Source organism: Tessaracoccus sp. ZS01, from assembly GCF_022342445.1.
Classification (GTDB): domain Bacteria; phylum Actinomycetota; class Actinomycetes; order Propionibacteriales; family Propionibacteriaceae; genus Arachnia.
Map to the genome: position 1 here is coordinate 715,651 of NZ_PQFE01000001.1, position 15,260 is coordinate 730,910.

Below are 15,260 nucleotides of genomic sequence, written 5' to 3' on the forward strand. Positions count from 1 at the left end.
TAAGATGGCACGCATGTCTGCCATCGACACCGTGCGCCTCGCGCTCCCCCAGGAAGCCGTCGACATCGCCCGCATCCAGCGGCGCGCCTGGACGGACGGCGGGGTCCTGTCCGCTGCGGCCGGCGAGGTGAGCGCGGATGAAGCCACCCGGGCGTGGCACGAGGCGATCGTCAAGCCGCCGCTGGCACACCTGCGGGTGCTGGTGGCCATCGCGGAGGCCGGCGTCGTCGGATTCGCGGTCACGGGTCCCTCGGCTGACCCGGACCGGGACGTGTCGGACGGTTACATCGCTGAGTTCGTGGTGGACCCGAAGCACCGGGGCCAGGGCCACGGGTCGCGGCTGATCAACGCCGCCGTCGACACGCTGCGCAAGGACGGCTACCAGGTGGCCACCATGTGGGTGCCGTCTGCCGACGACTCCCTGCGCCAATTCCTGAACAGCTGCGGCTGGGCACCCGATGGGGCCCACCAGCGCGTCGGTGTCGGTGAGGACGAGGCAGCCGCCATCAAGCTGCTGCGGTTCCACACCGACATCTCCGACGCCGGCTGATCAGAGGCCGAGGACCTTGTCCATCTCCAGGGTGAGGCCCGGGTTGTCCATCACGTAACGGATGCCCTCGAGCACGCCCGGCATGAACGAGACCCGCTCGAACGAGTCGTGGCGGATCGTGAGCGTCTCGCCGGTCTCACCCAGCAACACCTCCTGGTGGGCCACCAGGCCCTGCAGGCGCACGCCGTGGATGTGGATGCCGTCGACCACGGCGCCACGCGCCCCGGCGTCGTGCACGGTGGCGTCAGGAACCGGGCCGAGGCCCGCCTCTGCGCGGGCGCGGGCGATGCGGTGCGCCGTCGTCGTGGCGGTGCCCGACGGGGCGTCGGCCTTGTTCGGGTGGTGCAGCTCGACGATCTCCACCGACGGGTAGAACGGCGCGGCGATCGCGGCGAACTTCATCATCAGCACGGCGCCGATGGAGAAGTTGGAGGCGATCAGCACGCCCACTCCGGGGTGCGCCTCGGCCAGCGCCCGCACCTCGGCCACCCGCTCCTGGGTGAAACCGGTGGTGCCGATGACCATGTTGATGTCGCGCTCCAGGCACCAACGGATGTTGTCCATGACCGCGTCGGGGTGGGTGAAGTCGACGACGACCTCCGCCCGGCCCACCTGGCTGCGGTCTTCATTGATGTCGACGCCGCCTGACGTCGCCATGTCGTCCGCACGATTGACCGCACGCACGACCTCGCTACCCATTTTTCCGCTGACGCCGAAAATTCCGACTCGGATCTCTCGCATGATGACCTCTCACTCAGGGGCTGTCAGGACCATCCAAGCAGAGGATTTGTCCGCGCCACCAACCGGCCGACCGATGGACGACGAAGGGGCGGGCCCGTTACCGGACCCGCCCCCGTCAATCAGAGTGGTTACTGATCAGTTCTCTTCGCCGGCTGCTTCCTCGGCCTCGTTGTCTTCGACAACGGGAACCAGGGACAGCTTGCCGCGATCGTCGATCTCGGAGATCTCGACCTGCAACTTCTGGCCGACCGACAGCACGTCTTCGACGTCCTCGACGCGCTTGCCACCGGCAAGGGCGCGCAGCTTCGAGATGTGCAGCAGGCCGTCCTTGCCCGGCATCAGGGACACGAACGCGCCGAACGAGGTGAGCTTCACGACGGTGCCGAGGTAGCGCTCACCCTTCTCCGGCAGGTGCGGGTTGGCGATCTGGTTGATGTGGGCAACCGCGGCCTCAGCCGCTTCGCCCGTCGTCGCGCCCACGTACACGGTGCCGTCATCTTCGATTGCGATGTTGGCGCCGGTCTCCTCCTGGATCTGGTTGATGATCTTGCCCTTGGGGCCGATGACCTCACCGATCTTGTCCACGGGGATACGCAGCGAGATGATCCGCGGTGCGTAGGGGCTCATCTCGTCCGGCACGTCGATGGCTTCGCTCATGACGTCGAGGAGCGTGTGACGGGCGTCACGGGCCTGCAGGAGGGCCTTCTGCAGCTCGATGGCGGGGATGCCGTTGAGCTTGGTGTCGAGCTGGAGCGCGGTGACGAAGTCACGCGTGCCGGCCACCTTGAAGTCCATGTCGCCGAGCGCGTCTTCCGCACCCAGGATGTCGGTCAGCGCGACGTACTTGGTCTCGCCGTCGACCTCTTCGCTCATCAGGCCCATCGCGATACCGGCGACGGGGGCCTTGAGGGGCACGCCGGCGTTCAGCAGCGACAGGGTGGAGGCGCAGACGGAACCCATCGACGTGGAGCCGTTGGAGCCGAGGGCTTCCGACACCTGACGGATGGCGTAGGGGAACTCGGAGCGGGTGGGCAGCACCGGGATGAGCGCACGCTCAGCCAGGGCGCCGTGGCCGATCTCGCGACGCTTGGGCGAACCCACGCGCCCGGTCTCGCCGGTGGAGTACGGCGGGAAGTTGTAGTTGTGCATGTAGCGCTTGGTCGACTCGGGCGAAAGCGTGTCGATCTTCTGCACCATGTCCAGCATGTTCAGCGTGGAGACACCCAGGATCTGGGTCTCGCCGCGCTGGAACAGCGCCGAGCCGTGCACGCGCGGGATGACCTCGACCTCGGCCGACAGCGTACGGATGTCGCTGGGGCCACGGCCGTCGATACGGACGTGCTCCGTGAGGGTGCGGTGGCGCACGACGCTCTTGGTGAGCGCCTTGAGTGCCGCGGAGACCTCGTTCATGCGGTCCGCGAAACGCTCGGAGAGCTGCTCCTGCACGTCCTGACGGATGGCGTGGGTGGCGTCGTCGCGCTCCTGCTTGCCGGCGATCTGCATGGCCTCGGCCACGCGGTCCTTGGCGAGCTCCTCGACGGCGGCGTACACGTCTTCCTCGTGGTCACGGAAGACCGGGAAGTCGTAGGTTTCCTTGGGCATCTTCGCCGCGAGCTCGGACTGGGCGTCGCACAGTGCCTTGATGAACGGCTTGGCCGCTTCGAGGCCCTGACCGACGATCTCCTCGTTCGGGGCGGTCTTGCCCGCACGCACGAGTTCCCAGGTCGCCTCAGTGCCACCGGCCTCGACCATCATGATGGCCACGTCGCCGTCGGCCAGCACGCGGCCGGCCACGACCATCTGGAAGGCGGACTTGTTGACCTGCTCGACGGTGGGGAATGCCACCCACTGGTCGTCGATGAGCGCGACGCGGACGCCACCGATGGGGCCGGAGAACGGCAGGCCCGCGATCTGGGTGGACATCGACGCTGCGTTGATGGCCACGACGTCGTACATGACGTCGGGGTTGAGGGACAGCACGGTCACGACGACCTGGACCTCGTTGCGCAGCCCCTTGACGAAGGCGGGGCGCAGCGGCCGGTCGATCAGGCGACAGGCCAGGATGGCGCCCTCACCGGGGCGTCCTTCGCGGCGGAAGAACGAACCGGGGATGCGGCCGGCTGCGTACATGCGCTCCTCGACGTCCACCGTGAGGGGGAAGAAGTCGATGGCGTCGCGGGGGGTCTTCTGTGCGGTGGTCGCCGAAAGCAACATGGTGTCGCCGTCGAGGTAGACGGCGGCCGATCCATCGGCCTGCTGGGCCAGATAACCGGCCTCGAAACGAACTGTGTGCTTGCCGAAAGAACCGTTGTCAATCACGGCCTCAGCAAATTCAATGCCTGGTCCTTCCACGGACAGGCTCCTTTCATGTGAGCTGCCGCCCCGCCCTCGTGGCGGGATCTGCCCGCCGCGCCTGCCGGTCTTCGATCGAGGCCCGCGGGGGTAGAACACCCGAGAGCCACTACCGAGGACCAGACGGACACCTGGCTGGGCGGCAACTTGTTTTTCATTGTTATGAAGTTGTCACCGGACAGCTTAGCCGTCAGGCACGAGATAGGCGGATTCGGCGCGGCTGCGACGGGCCCTTGAAACAATGAGGCATGTCAACTGAGTTGCCGGCCACCCTCGTCGAGGCGGCCATTTCCACCGCGCGCCAGTGGGCGGATGAGGCCCGCCACCACCCCGAACCCCGAGCCGCCACCCTGCTGGGCGATGCGCTGAAGGACCCGGGCGGTCTGCGCTTCACCCTGGACTTCGTCGACGGCGTGCTGCGGCCCGAGGACAGCGCAGTCGCCGCCGGCAACCTGGCGGCGCTGGCCCGGCGCCCGGTCCGCTTCCTTCCACCCCCGCTGCGGCTCGGCCTGCGGGCGGTCGCCCCCGTGGCCCGCCCCGCGCTCGCAATGGTGCGACGCGCGTTCACCGCCGTGGTGGGTGACCTCGTCGTGGACTTCGGCCGGTCCCTCGGGCCGGCCCTGGATCGGCTGCGTAAGGGCGGCGCGGATCTCAACGTGAACCTGCTGGGCGAGGCCGTGTTGGGCGAGCGCCACGCAGCCAGCCGGCTCCACCGCACGATGGAACTGGTCGAGCGCGACGACGTGGACTACGTCTCCATCAAGGTGTCGTCGGTGCTCGGCCCGCACGCGCCCTTCTCCCACCGCGCCACCGTCGACGAGGCCGTGGACCGGCTGCGCCCGCTCTTCGCCCTGGCGAAGGAGCACGACACGTTCGTGAACCTCGACATGGAGGAGTACCGGGACCTCCACCTGACGCTCGACGTCTTCCGCGCGCTGCTGTCCGAGCCCGAACTGCGCGGTGTCCGCGCGGGGGTGGCGGTGCAGACCTACCTCAGGGAGTCACTGCTGCTGCTCGGCGAGCTCGACGAGTTCGCCCGCGACCACGTCGCCGCGGGGGGTCACCCGGTGAAGGTCCGGCTCGTCAAGGGGGCCAACCTCGCCATGGAGCGGGTCAACGTCGAGGTGCGGGGCTGGGACAACCCCATCTGGGGTTCGAAGGAGGAGACCGACGCGAGCTACCTCCGCGCGCTGGACTTCTGCCTGACGCCCGAGCGAAGCGCGTACCTCCACACGGGGGCCGCCAGCCACAACGTCTACACCCTCGCCGCGGCCTGGGAGATCGCCAGGGCACGCGGCGTCACCGACGCGTTGGACATCGAGATGCTGTCCGGCATGGCCACCCCGCTGCAGCGGGTGCTGTTGAGCGACGTCGGCAGGCTGCGGCTCTACGTCCCGGTGGTGCCACGCGCCGAGTACGACTCCGCCATCGCCTATCTGGTACGCCGGCTCGAAGAGAACGCGGCGCCTGAGAACTTCATGTCGGGCGCCGTCGGCCTCGGCCACGACGCGGGCTTCCTCGACGTGGAGGAACGGCGCTTCCGCGCCGCGCTCGGGCACCTCGACGACCCCGTCCCCCAGCGCTGGGCGGGCCAGGACCGGTCGGCACCGGCGCGCGGCTTCACCAACGCGCAGGACACCAACCCGGCCCTGCTGGAGAACCAGCGCTGGGCCGCCGAGCTGCACGACCGGCTGCCCGCCCCTTCGCTGGGTCTCAGCACCCTCCAGCACCACACGATCACCGAGGCCGCCGAGGTCGACGCGCTGCTGGAACGTGGCAGGAAGGCCGGGAAGGCCTGGTTCCAGACGCCGCCGGTCGAGAGGGTGGCCGCACTCCGCCGGTTGGCCGGCGAACTGGAGTCCCTGCGCGGCGACCTCATCACCGTGGCCGGCGACGAGGTGGGCAAGCTCATCGACCAGGCAGACGTGGAGGTCTCCGAGGCCGTCGACTTCGCCAACTACTACGCGTCGCTGGCCCAGGAATCCGTGCCCGGTACCGAACACGTCCCGCCCCGCCTCACGACGGTGGCCCCGCCCTGGAACTTCCCCATCGCGATCCCGCTGGGCGGTGTCGCGGCCGCGCTGGCCGCAGGCTCGGCCGTCGTCCTCAAGCCCGCTCCTCCGTCGCGGCGGACGGCAGCGCTGCTCGCCGAGGCCTGCTGGCGCGCAGGCCTCCCCGATGACCTGGTGCAGTTGGCCATCGTCGACGACGGGCCCGTCAGCAAGCTCCTCATCACCGATCCACGGGTCGACCTCGTGGTGCTCACCGGCGCCGCCGAGACGGCACAGTTGTTCCGCTCCTGGCGCCCCGCCCTCCCCCTGCTGGCCGAGACGTCCGGCAAGAACGCCATCATCATCACACCGTCGGCCGACCTGGATCTGGCCGCGGCAGACCTCGCGAACTCCGCCTTCGGACATGCGGGGCAGAAGTGCTCGGCGGCGTCCCTGGGCATCCTCGTGGGCTCAGTGGCGCGCTCCAGGCGTTTCCGGAGCCAACTGCTCGACGCGGTGCGGTCCCTGAAGGTGGCCTGGCCCAGCGCTCCCGCAGCGCAGATGGGGCCGCTCACCGAACCCCCCGGTGAGAAACTCCTGCGGGGCCTCACGCGACTGGAGCCCGGCCAGCGGTGGCTGCTCGAACCCAAGCGGCTGGACACCCGCCTGTGGCGCCCGGGCATCCGCGCCGGCGTGCTGCCCGGCAGCGAGTACCACCAGGTGGAGTACTTCGGCCCCATCCTGGGGCTGATGGCCGCCAAGGACCTCGACGAGGCCATCGCGTGGCAGAACGGGACCGATTTCGGCCTGACAGCCGGTCTGCACAGCCTGGACCCGGACGAGATCGCGCGGTGGGTGGAGCGGGTGCAGGCCGGCAACGCCTACGTGAACCGCTCGATCACCGGCGCGGTCGTGCGTCGCCAGCCGTTCGGCGGCTGGAAACGCTCGGCGGTGGGTGCGGGCGGCAAGGCGGGTGGCCCGAACTACCTCACGGGCTTCGGCACCCACCGGGCGGTCGCCGTCGACCACCGCCCCACCGACACCACGGTGTCCACCCCTCCCCTGGCACGGCTGCTCCGCGGGGCGGAGACTGTCAACGGGGTCGACATGGCCCGGCTGACAGCCGCTGTCGCCTCCGACGAGGAGGCGGCCCGCACGATCTTCGGGGTGCCGCACGACCCGTCGGCGCTCACCGTCGAGATCAACGTGCTGCGCTACCGCCCCACGCCTGTCACGGTGCGCGTGGAGACCGCCGATGCGACGGCGGTGCTCCGGGAGGCCTCGGCCGCCCTGGCCGCCGGGGCACCGGCCCGCTTCTCCTTCGCCACGGCGCCGGAGGAGACCCTGGCGAGGGTGCTCTCAGAGGCCGGCCTCGAGTTCGAGACCCAGGCTCCGGACGACTTCGACCGGGCGGTGCGCGGGCGGGTCCGCTTCCTCGGTGACCGCGACCTGCTCACGGCGGTGCGTGGATCCATCGACGTCAGCGTCTTCGACGGCGACCCGATGCTCCCCGGACGGCTCGCCCTCCTCCCCTACGTGCGGGAGCAGGCGGTGTCCATCACCCACCACCGGTTCGGGCACCCCACCCACGTCGTCGACAAGGTGCGCCTCTGACGCGGAAAAAGCAGAAGGGCCGCCAAGCGGATAGCTTGGCGGCCCTTCTGGTGAAATCAGCGACGCAGGCCGAGGCGTGCGATCAGCGCACGGTAGTGCTCGACGTCCTGCTTGGCCACGTAGTTCAGCAGACGGCGGCGCTGGCCGACCATCAGCATGAGGCCACGACGGCTGTGGTGATCACCCTTGTGGAGCTTGAGGTGCTCGGTGAGGTGAGCGATCCGCTTCGTCAGCAGAGCGATCTGCACGTCGGGCGAACCGGTGTCGCCAGGCGTGGTCGCGTACTCTTCGATGATGTTCTTCTTCGTTTCGGCGTCCATATGGGACTCCTTCCGGTTCGCTGCACGGCGCCCCAGCTGCGGGTGCGTTCGGGGCTCTTACTAGGCCGTGGCCGATCTACGGCAACCGAGCTACCTTAGCACCGCTCCACCGTGGGACACTAATTGTGCGTCCCCCCGCTAACGCAGTCAGGCCCGGTGCGCCGCACGCTGTCGCGCTAGGGTGGGGGCACCAGACCACGTTCGCAGAGGAGCCCTCATGGCCATCACCGTACGCCGCGTTGAAGCCGCTGACCTGGAGTACCTGCGTGAGCATCAGGCCCGGCCTGACCTCGGTCTCGTGGATGAACTCTTCGAGGCGCAGGAGGCCGGCAACCTGCTCTTCGCCGTCGCCGTGGAGGAGGACAGGCTGCTCGGTACCGCCGTCCTGGATCTCACGTCCGAGGAGATCGCCCCTGAACTGCGCAACATGTGGGTCTACCCGCATGCCCGCAGGCGCGGCGCCGGACGGGCGCTGAGCGAGTGGCTCGAGGACCAGGCCCGGAAAGCCGGCCACGACGCGGTGTATCTCGCGGTGGACCCCAACAACGAGAAGGCCGTGCCCCTCTATGTGTCGCTCGAGTACCACCCCACGGGGGAACACCTGTTCGTGGAGGAACACACCGAGCAGCAGGTGGAGGAAGGCACCGAGGCCAGCACGCACTACGCCGTCTACAAGAAGTCGTTGACGATGCGCTGAGGCCGACCCCCCTGTGGGGCCACTTCTCCCCTCAAATAGTGTGGCAGCCATCAGCGCACTCCGACGGAGGGCGTCCGGTGCCAGGTTGACGACAACGGATTGGTTGGCAGGGGATATGGCTCGCCCGAAGGTGCACGACGAGGCACTCGCTGAGGTCCTTCTGGAGAAGGCGACCCGGATCGTCGGGCTTGAGGGCCCAGCCGCACTGAGCCTGCGTCGCATCACCCAGTCGGCCGGCACCTCGACGTCAGCCATCTACTCGCTCTACGGCTCCCGTGACGCGCTGCTGGACGCCGTGTATGAGCGCGCGATCGAGAGCTTCGTCGCCTCCACCGTCGTCCGGGCCACCGACGACCCACTGGCAGACCTGCTGAGCATGGGATGCGCCTACCGGGAATGGGCGCTCGCCAACCCCCAGATGTACCCGGTGATGTTCGGCCGACGACACGGTGATTCCCCGGACGGTATCCGGGAGCGTACCCGCCACGCGGTCGAGCCCCTGCGTGACTGCGTGCAGCGGTGCCTCGAGGCGGATCTGTTCACCGGTGGCGGCGAGGAGATCATCGTCCAGCTGTGGTCCTCCGTGCACGGGTTCGTCACGCTGGAACTCGACGGGCTCCTGGCCCACTCCCTGATGGGGGACGACGTGGATCTGGATGCGGCGTACGAGACGCTGATGCGCGCCTCGATCTGTTACTGGGGCGGTTGAGCCAGCGCTCGACGGGTGGCCTCCACGTCGGCGCCCATCTGCTTGACGAGCGCGTCGATGCCCTCGAAACGCACCTGCCCCCGCAGCCGTGCCACGAAATCGACGGCGATCTCAGAGCCGTACAGCTCGAGGTCCGTGCGGTCCAGCACATAGCTCTCCACCCGGTGGTCTGACCCGTCGAAGGTGGGATTCGTGCCCACCGAGATGGCCGCCGGCATGGGCTCCGCCCCCGGTTCGTCCAGGACGGTGACCCAGCCCGCGTACACACCGTCGGCAGGCACTGCCATGTCGTGCGGGACGGTCAGGTTCGCGGTGGGGAACCCCAGTTCGCGCCCCCGTTGGTCGCCGACGACCACCACGCCGCGGAACCGGAACGGCCGGCCCAGGTGCTGCGCCGCGGCGGCGACGTCGCCCTCCGCAAGATGCGAGCGGATGCTGGTGGAACACGACACCTCGTCGTCGATGGAGGACAGCGGCAGCGGACGAACCTCGAAGCGGCCCTCCCCCAGCTTGGCCAGCGTCTCCACATTGCCCGCGGCCCTGTGCCCGAAGCGGAAATTGGCGCCGACGACGATCCGTACCGGGTGGAGCGGTGCGAGGAAGCGTTCGACGAACTCCGAGGGCGACAGGTTGGCAACCTCATCGTTGAACTGGATGACCCGCACCTCGTGGGCCCCGGCGTGCTTCAGCAGTTCGATGCGGGAGCGCAGGTCGCTCAACAGTTTGGGGGCCTTGTCGGGCCGCAGCACCGTGACGGGGTGGGGCCAGAACGTCACGACGATGAGCGGGTGGTCGGCGTCGCGGACGGCTTCGGCGAGCACCTGTTGGTGCCCCGTGTGCACGCCGTCGAAGTTGCCGATCACCACCACGGATTCAGTCACGGAAGTCTCCACACTGGGTAAATCTGGCACGCTCAGACCAACACCGCAACAGGCCTGGAGCCATCCTCGTCGGGCTGGTACAGCGCAAGGAGTTCCCCGGACGGGGAGATGACGCCGGTGGGATTGGCCGGCACGGGACGACGCAGGGGGCGCCCGTAACGCACGTCGGTGGCCTCGTCTTCAGTCAGGTCGATCACGGGGAAGCTGAGCCGGGCTGCGTCCGCCATGCTCATCAGGGCGGGAGGCTCGTCGCCGAGCGTCACCGCATCGTCGAGCGAATAACCGCCGATGCGGGTGCGGCGCAGCGCCGTGAGGTGGCCGCCGACCCCCAGGGCCTCCCCCAGGTCTCGGGCGATGGCGCGGATATAGGTGCCCGACGAACACTCCACGTCGATGTCGACGTCGAGGAAGGCGCCCACCGGCCGCACCGCCGACAGGTCGAGGCGGGAGACGGTGACCGGCCTGGCAGGCAGGTCCACAGCCTCTCCCGCGCGGACTCGGGCATAGGAACGTTTGCCGTCCACCTTGATGGCGGAGACGGCGCTGGGGCGCTGGAGGATGGCCCCACGGAGCGGGGCGAGGGCTTCCTCGAGTTGCGGGGTGCTGACGGTCGAGGCGTCCGCGACCTCCGTGAGGTCGCCGTCGGCGTCATCGGTGTGCGACGACTGCCCCAGCCTCACTGTGGCCAGGTAGCGCTTGTCGTGCAGGGCCAGATGGCCCAGCAGGCGGGTGGCGCGGTTGACCCCGAGGATGAGCACGCCGGTGGCCATGGGATCCAGAGTGCCGGCGTGGCCGATCTTGCGGGTACCCAGAAGACGGCGCAACCGGCTGACCACCTGGTGCGAGGTGAGCCCCGACTCTTTGTCGATGATCACCAGGCCCGAGGGGACGGCCGGTTGCGCGTTACTCACTCTTCTTCGTTGTCTTCGTCGTCCCGCGGCTTCCGGTAGGGGTCCGCCTCACCGGCGAACTCCTTCCCGGCCGCCGCAGCAGCTGCTGCGGCGTCGTGGGCCTGGACCTGGGCGAGCAGGTCCTCGATGTGCCGCGCCGTTTCCGGCGTGGCGTCGAGGACGAACTCCAGCGTGGGCGTGAACTTCATGCCCAGCTGCTGACCCATCGTGGAGCGGAGCATGCCCTTGGCAGACTCCAGCGCCGCGGCGCTCCCCGCACGGTCCGCCTCGTCGCCGAGGACGGTGTAGAAGGCGGTGGCCTCCCGGTTATCGCCGGTCAGCCGCACCTCCGTGATCGTCACGAACCCCAGACGGGGGTCCTTGACGCGGCGGTCGATGGTCGAGGCCAGGATGACCTTGATCTGATCCGCGAGCTTCGCGTTACGGGGTCCGACCATCAGTCACGCTCCACTTCGACCATTTCGAAGGTCTCGATGACGTCACCGATCTTGATGTCGCTGTACGTCAACGTGATACCGCACTCGAAGCCTTCGCGGACCTCGGTGGCATCGTCCTTCTCACGCCGCAGCGAGGCCACGGTCGTCTCGGAGACGACCACGCCGTCACGCAACAGGCGCGCCTTGGCGTTGCGCTTGATGGTGCCGTCGAGGACCATGCAGCCCGCGATGTTGCCGAACTTGGACGAGCGGAAGACCTCGCGGATCTCCGCCTGGCCACGCACTTCTTCCTTGTAGATCGGCTTGAGCATGCCCTTGAGCGCTGCTTCGATCTCGTCGATGGCCGAGTAGATCACCGAGTAGAAGCGGATGTCGACGTTCTCGCGGTCTGCCATCTGGGCCGCGTGCGGCGTGGGCCGCACGTTGAAGCCGATGATGACTGCCTTGGACGCGGCGGCCAGCGACACGTTGGTCTCGGTGATGGCACCGACACCGCGGTCGATGACTCGCAGCGACACCTCTTCGCCGACCTCGATGCCGCTGAGCGCGTCTTCCAGCGCTTCGACGGAACCTGCACCGTCGCCCTTGAGGATGAGCAGCAGTTCCTGCGTCTCGCCCCTCTCGAGCTGCTCGAACAGTTGGTCCAGCGTCTTGCGACGGCCGGACTTGGCCTGCTGGGCGGCACGCATGCGGGCCTCACGCTTGTCAGCGATCTGGCGGGCCATGCGGTCGTCGTCGACAACCAGGAAGTTGTCGCCGGCGCCGGGCACCGACGTCAGGCCGAGCACCTGGACGGGCATCGACGGCGGGGCTTCGGTCATCGTCTCGCCCTGGTCATTGATCAGGGCGCGGACGCGGCCGTGGGCCGAGCCGGCCACGATCGAGTCGCCGATGCGGAGCGTGCCGCGGTGCACCAGGACGGTGGCCACGGGACCGCGACCCTTGTCGAGGTGCGCTTCGATGGCCACGCCCTGCGCCGGCATGTCCGGGTTGGCCCGGAGGTCCAGCGCGGCGTCTGCCGTCAGCACGATGGCCTCCAGCAGTTCCGGCAGGCCCTGCATGGTGGCCGCGGAGACGTCGACGAACTGGGTGTCGCCGCCGTACTCCTCAGGCACCAGGCCGAACTCGGAGAGCTGGCCACGCACACGTACGGGGTCCGCCGACTCCTTGTCGATCTTGTTGACCGCGACCACGATCGGGACGTCCGCAGCCTGGGCGTGGTTCAACGCCTCGATGGTCTGCGGCATCACGCCGTCGTCAGCAGCCACGACGAGCACCGCGATGTCCGTGGACTTCGCGCCGCGGGCACGCATGGCGGTGAACGCCTCGTGGCCCGGGGTGTCGATGAACGTGATCTTGCGATCAGCGCCGTCGACGCCGGTCTCGACCTGGTAGGCGCCGATGGCCTGGGTGATGCCACCCGCTTCGCCGGCGACGACATTGGAATGCCGCAGCGCGTCCAGCAGGCGCGTCTTACCGTGGTCCACGTGGCCCATGACGGTCACGACCGGCGGGCGGGCCGCCAGGTCGTCCTCGTCGCCGAGATCCTCACCGAACTCGAGATCGAAGCTCTCAAGCAGTTCGCGGTCCTCGTCCTCGGGCGAGACGACCTCGATGTTGTAATCGAGCTCAGCGCCCAACACCTCGAGGGTGTCATCTGCGACCGACTGCGTTGCGGTGACCATCTCGCCCAGGTGGAACAGCACCTGTACGAGCGACGCCGCGTCCACGCCAATCTTCTCGGCGAGGTCCGTCAGTGACGCGCCACGGCGCAGGCGAACGGTCTGGCCGTCACCCTTCCGGACGCGCACGCCGCCAATTGCCGGCGCCTCCATCTGATCGAACTCTTGCCTACGCTGCTTCCTGGACTTGCGACGGCGACCTGCGCCACCACCGCCACGACCGAAGGCACCCTGTGTGCCGCCGCGGCCACGGCCTGCGCCGCCGCCACGGCCACCACCGGGGCCACCACCGGGGCCACCGCCCATGGGGCCTGAACCGAAGGCGGGAGCACCGCCGGCGCCACCGGGACGACCCGGAGCACCAGCGCCGGGACGTCCACGACCGCCGCCGGGGCCACCGGCCGGGCGACCGCGGCCGCCTGTGCGGCCGAGCGCCGGGTTGGCCTGCTTGGGCATCATCGCGGGATTCGGCCGCGGTACGCCGGGCAGACCGCCCGTGCCACCGGGACGCGGGACGCCCGACGGGAGACCGCCGGTGCCGCCCGGACGGGGCGCGCCACCCTCACGACGCGGAGCGCCGTCAGGACGGGGGCCGCGACGCTGCTGGGTGCCCATGCCCTGGGACGGGGCGAAGGGGTTGTTCCCCGGACGGGGTGCGCCGGGCTTGCGCGGGCCGGGCGAAGGAGCCTGGGGACGCGGGCCGGGAGCACCTGGCTTGGGAGCCGGGCCCGAAGGACGGGCGGACGGCGCCGCCGGAGCGGCCGGGCGCTTGGGAGCAGCGGGAGCGGGCGCCGCGGGTGCGGCCGGTGCTGAAGGTGCTGCCGGAGCGGAAGGCGCCGCGGGTGCAGCAGGCCTGGGAGCCGCTGCGGGCGGCTTGGGGCCCGGGCGCGGGCCGGCCTGGGGCCGTGCGGACGCCTGGGGCGCCTCGTCGACGGCGGGGGCCGACGTGTCAGGTGCGCCAGGGGTGGCCACCGGGGTGTCAAGGTGTGTCTCGACGACAGGGGCCGGAGCCGCTGCCTTCGGTGCGGGACGGGACTGCTTGGGTTGCGCAGGCGCATCGCTCTTGGCGGTGAATGCTTCCCGGACGCGGCGCACGACTGGTGCTTCCAACGTCGAGGACGGGCCACGGACGTATTCTCCGTTTTCACCCAGCCAGGACAACAGTTCCTTACTGGTCTTACCTATTTCCTTGGCGATCTCGTGGACGCGAGGCTTTGCCACTACTCTCCTTCAAGCGGCCCGACCTCCAAGGCGCGGACCTAGTTGTGTTTGGTCATCGTTGGGTTCTCATCGAGTGGTCATGAGCTTCCAGCCCACCTTCTGGTTGTAGCCCTTCCGGGCGTTTGAACGATGTGGCCGCGCACAGCGCAGGCCGCCCACCATCATAACCTGCCTGACCGTCAGCTTCCACTCCGGAGGATTACGGAGCGCGCGGCAGGGTCAAGTTCGGCCCCCGGCCCGAACGCGCGACGGATGGCGTGGCGCCGCTCGGCGAGCTCCAGACAGTGGGAATGGACGTAGGCCCCCCGACCGGGAAGGCGGGGCGAGGTGCCGTCGACGACGGTGACGCCCTGCCTGACGAGCCGGACCAACGTCGTCTGATCGTCGACGGCGCGGCACCCGATGCAGGTGCGTTGAGGATTCACCCCGCCAGACTAGCCAAGTTCGCAGCGGCCACCCAGCCGCGGCACAGGCACCCCACAGGAGCGCTCACGAAGCTGGGGGCATCGGGCAGCACCGCCCGACCCACCGGAAGGAAGCCTCCCATGAACAAGATCATCGCCGGAGTGTCCGCAGCAGCGATGGCTGCGGGACTCGGCCTCGGCGCAGCCACGCTGGCCAACGCTGAGACGACTGCGCCCAGCCCCTCTCCCAGCACCTCTGCCACCGAGAGCACCCAACCATCGCGGCAGGCGCAGGGGTGGGGCATGGCGGGGCGCGGCAGGCTCGGCGGAGAGCACCGCAGCGGCATGCCGGGCATGGATGTGTCGGCGCTCGCAGAGAAGCTCGGGGTTGACGAGTCCGATCTCACGGAAGCGATGGCCACAGCCAGGGACGCAGCCCGGCCGGCCGAACCCGCCACCATGCCGGACACGCAGGAAGAGCGCGATGCGCTGCGCGCCGAACACCAGGCCGCGTTCGCGAAGGCGCTGGCCGAAGAACTGGGCTTGGAGGAGGCGAGCGTCACCGAAGCCCTCACCGAGTTGCGCGAGGAACGCCAGGCCGTGCAGGCCGCCGAGGACAAGGAGGTGTTGGACAAGGCCGTCACCGACGGCGAGCTGACGCAGTCCGAGGCCGACGCCGTCCAGAAAGCCATCGACGCCGGGATCGTCGGGGTCCATGGTCACGGCGGCCCCCGTCGCTGACCCGATGCC

13 protein-coding genes are annotated in these 15,260 nt (G+C 69.2%); 5 read left to right on the top strand and 8 right to left on the bottom strand.

Annotated features, from left to right (window positions below):
- The first annotated feature begins 13 nt into the window (after positions 1-13).
- A complete protein-coding gene (locus C3E87_RS03455) occupies positions 14-550 on the top strand; it encodes a GNAT family N-acetyltransferase (RefSeq protein WP_083665382.1) in 537 nt (178 codons plus the stop codon).
- Here C3E87_RS03455 and dapB read toward each other — a convergent pair whose 3' ends face one another.
- Positions 551-1,291, bottom strand: coding sequence for a 4-hydroxy-tetrahydrodipicolinate reductase (gene dapB, locus C3E87_RS03460; RefSeq protein ID WP_076059239.1), 741 nt, complete (start codon positions 1,289-1,291; stop codon positions 551-553).
- A 135-nt stretch (positions 1,292-1,426) separates the two neighbouring features.
- On the bottom strand, positions 1,427-3,643 hold the full coding sequence (locus tag C3E87_RS03465; protein WP_076059241.1) for a polyribonucleotide nucleotidyltransferase: 2,217 nt from the start codon (positions 3,641-3,643) through the stop codon (positions 1,427-1,429).
- A gap of 248 nt (positions 3,644-3,891) precedes the next feature.
- Between C3E87_RS03465 and C3E87_RS03470 the strand changes: the two genes are divergently transcribed.
- Complete coding sequence (locus tag C3E87_RS03470; RefSeq protein WP_076059243.1) at positions 3,892-7,248, top strand: bifunctional proline dehydrogenase/L-glutamate gamma-semialdehyde dehydrogenase; 3,357 nt, start codon at positions 3,892-3,894, stop codon at positions 7,246-7,248.
- Positions 7,249-7,304: 56 nt separating this feature from the next.
- Here C3E87_RS03470 and rpsO read toward each other — a convergent pair whose 3' ends face one another.
- Positions 7,305-7,568 carry a 30S ribosomal protein S15 gene (gene rpsO, locus C3E87_RS03475; protein ID WP_076059245.1) on the bottom strand — a complete coding sequence of 88 codons (264 nt, stop codon included), beginning with the start codon at positions 7,566-7,568 and terminating at the stop codon, positions 7,305-7,307.
- Between the two features lie 217 nt (positions 7,569-7,785).
- Between rpsO and C3E87_RS03480 the strand changes: the two genes are divergently transcribed.
- Together C3E87_RS03480 and C3E87_RS03485 are read left to right on the top strand one after the other, a co-directional pair.
- The gene (locus tag C3E87_RS03480) at positions 7,786-8,265 is read left to right on the top strand and encodes a GNAT family N-acetyltransferase (RefSeq protein ID WP_076059247.1); all 480 of its coding nucleotides are present in this window, start codon (positions 7,786-7,788) and stop codon (positions 8,263-8,265) included.
- A 115-nt stretch (positions 8,266-8,380) separates the two neighbouring features.
- On the top strand, positions 8,381-8,974 hold the full coding sequence (locus tag C3E87_RS03485; protein ID WP_076059250.1) for a TetR/AcrR family transcriptional regulator: 594 nt from the start codon (positions 8,381-8,383) through the stop codon (positions 8,972-8,974).
- Here the strand turns inward: C3E87_RS03485 and C3E87_RS03490 are convergent.
- The 5 genes from C3E87_RS03490 to C3E87_RS03510 all read right to left on the bottom strand — a co-directional run bounded on the left by C3E87_RS03490 (position 8,959) and on the right by C3E87_RS03510 (position 14,531).
- Positions 8,959-9,855: a bifunctional riboflavin kinase/FAD synthetase gene (locus C3E87_RS03490; protein WP_143570868.1), complete on the bottom strand. Its 897-nt coding sequence runs from the start codon at positions 9,853-9,855 to the stop codon at positions 8,959-8,961. The genes C3E87_RS03485 and C3E87_RS03490 overlap by 16 nt on opposite strands.
- A 32-nt stretch (positions 9,856-9,887) precedes the next feature.
- A complete protein-coding gene (truB, locus tag C3E87_RS03495) occupies positions 9,888-10,766 on the bottom strand; it encodes a tRNA pseudouridine(55) synthase TruB (RefSeq protein WP_076059254.1) in 879 nt (292 codons plus the stop codon).
- Positions 10,763-11,203 carry a 30S ribosome-binding factor RbfA gene (rbfA, locus tag C3E87_RS03500; RefSeq protein ID WP_076059256.1) on the bottom strand — a complete coding sequence of 147 codons (441 nt, stop codon included), beginning with the start codon at positions 11,201-11,203 and terminating at the stop codon, positions 10,763-10,765. Before rbfA ends, truB begins: the two co-directional genes overlap by 4 nt.
- Entirely contained in the window at positions 11,203-14,106 is a 2,904-nt protein-coding gene (gene infB, locus C3E87_RS03505) for a translation initiation factor IF-2 (RefSeq protein ID WP_076059258.1), read from the bottom strand. The genes rbfA and infB overlap by 1 nt, the downstream gene beginning before the upstream one ends.
- 179 nt (positions 14,107-14,285) lie before the next feature.
- Positions 14,286-14,531: a YlxR family protein gene (locus tag C3E87_RS03510; RefSeq protein WP_076059261.1), complete on the bottom strand. Its 246-nt coding sequence runs from the start codon at positions 14,529-14,531 to the stop codon at positions 14,286-14,288.
- 120 nt (positions 14,532-14,651) lie between these two features.
- Here C3E87_RS03510 and C3E87_RS03515 point away from each other — a divergent pair, with 120 nt between their 5' ends.
- Positions 14,652-15,251, top strand: coding sequence for a hypothetical protein (locus C3E87_RS03515; protein WP_076059263.1), 600 nt, complete (start codon positions 14,652-14,654; stop codon positions 15,249-15,251).
- The last annotated feature ends 9 nt before the right edge of the window (positions 15,252-15,260 follow it).

Coding starts and splice junctions, on each gene's coding strand:
- C3E87_RS03455 (WP_083665382.1), top strand. CDS start 14: ATGTCTGCCATCGACACCGTGCGCCTCGCGCTCCCCCAGGAAGCCGTC.
- dapB (WP_076059239.1), bottom strand. CDS start 1,291: ATGCGAGAGATCCGAGTCGGAATTTTCGGCGTCAGCGGAAAAATGGGT.
- C3E87_RS03470 (WP_076059243.1), top strand. CDS start 3,892: ATGTCAACTGAGTTGCCGGCCACCCTCGTCGAGGCGGCCATTTCCACC.
- rpsO (WP_076059245.1), bottom strand. CDS start 7,568: ATGGACGCCGAAACGAAGAAGAACATCATCGAAGAGTACGCGACCACG.
- C3E87_RS03480 (WP_076059247.1), top strand. CDS start 7,786: ATGGCCATCACCGTACGCCGCGTTGAAGCCGCTGACCTGGAGTACCTG.
- C3E87_RS03485 (WP_076059250.1), top strand. CDS start 8,381: ATGGCTCGCCCGAAGGTGCACGACGAGGCACTCGCTGAGGTCCTTCTG.
- rbfA (WP_076059256.1), bottom strand. CDS start 11,203: ATGGTCGGACCCCGTAACGCGAAGCTCGCGGATCAGATCAAGGTCATC.
- C3E87_RS03515 (WP_076059263.1), top strand. CDS start 14,652: ATGAACAAGATCATCGCCGGAGTGTCCGCAGCAGCGATGGCTGCGGGA.